This window comes from Methylobacterium sp. BTF04, assembly GCF_010692745.1.
Classification (GTDB): domain Bacteria; phylum Pseudomonadota; class Alphaproteobacteria; order Rhizobiales; family Beijerinckiaceae; genus Methylobacterium.
On record NZ_JAAHTB010000178.1, the window covers coordinates 1 to 1,273 of the forward strand.

Annotated in this window: 2 pseudogenes; one reads left to right on the plus strand and one right to left on the minus strand. The window is 66.5% G+C overall.

Annotated features, from left to right (window positions below):
* Window positions 1-225: 225 nt before the first annotated feature.
* Window positions 226-1,044: pseudogene (locus G3T14_RS24150) on the plus strand (IS630 family transposase); the annotation flags it as partial.
* 26 nt (window positions 1,045-1,070) lie between these two features.
* On the opposite strand, the pseudogene G3T14_RS24155 reads toward G3T14_RS24150, so the two are convergent.
* Window positions 1,071-1,273, minus strand: a pseudogene (locus G3T14_RS24155) (IS256 family transposase); the annotation flags it as partial.

The window sequence follows — 1,273 nt, forward strand, 5'->3', positions numbered from 1 at the left end:
CTCCGTCCCGCAGCCCACGTCCAACCACCACGCCCAAGGACCTGAGCAATTACCCCTATTCGAGGGATCGCGCGAAAGACGTCAGAGCTATTCTGAAGCGCACGTTCGAAGGGATCGTTCGCTGGAGTGGGGGCTGAGCAGCGGCTATCACATCTAGTGGTTGAGCCCTGACGGTTGAGTCCGTGTGGGGTTTCGGTTTGAGGCCCATCCTGCGAGTCTGGCGGGATGCGCAGCGGCATCTCCTTCACGCTCTCCAGTTCGGATCGCCTTCGGCTCGAAGCACTGGTTGTGGATCGAAACACGCCGCAGAAGCACGTCTGGCGCGCCCGCATCGTGCTGCTGAGCGCCGATGGGCTCGGGACGCACGCGATCATGCGTGAGGCGGGCGTATCCAAGACGGTGGTCTGGCGCTGGCAGGACCGCTTCGCGCAGGAGGGTGTAGACGGGCTTCTTCGGGACAAGACGCGGCCGGCGCGCATCCCGCCGCTGGGGCCGGAGGTGGCGGCGCGCGTGGTGACTCTGACGCAAGGAGATCCGCCCGGCGAGACCACGCATTGGACGGCCGCCGCCATGAGCAAGGTCGCGGCCATCAGCATTTCGTCGGTGCAGCGGATCTGGCGCGGTCACGGTCTGCAGCCGCATCGGGTCCGGCAGTTCAAGCTCTCCACCGACCCGGCCTTCGCCGCCAAACTGCGCGATGTCGTCGGGCTCTACGTCGACCCGCCTGCCCATGCCGTTGTGCTCTCGGTCGACGAGGAGACCCAAATTCAGGCGCTCGCCCGCACGCAGGAGCCGTTGCCGATGAAGCCGGGCCAGCCGACGACGCGCACCCACGACTACAAGCGCCACGGCACCACGACCCTGTTCGCCGCCCTGGACGTCTTGGAGGGCAAGGTGATCGGCCGCTGTATGCAGCGTCACCGGCATCAGGAGTTCATCCGCTTCCTCAACGCGGTCGAGGCGGCGGTTCCGGCGGGCAAGATCGTCCACGCGATCATGGACAACTATGCCGTCCACAAGCACCCCAAGGTCCGTGCCGAGCTATGCGGGATTTTGGGTGACGGCGGCGGTCAGGCGGCGCGGTGATCTGGGCGCGCGATGACCTCGGTCCCGTCGCGGAAGGTGACACCGGCGACGACCTTGGGCAACTGGTTTTCGCCCTTCAGTCGCCGCCAGGATTTTGCGGCCGCCATCACGAGCTTGAACACCATCAGCCTGGCGGTGATCGGTGAGAGCGCGCCCTTGGTCCGCACGGTCCGGTGCCGCACCGTGG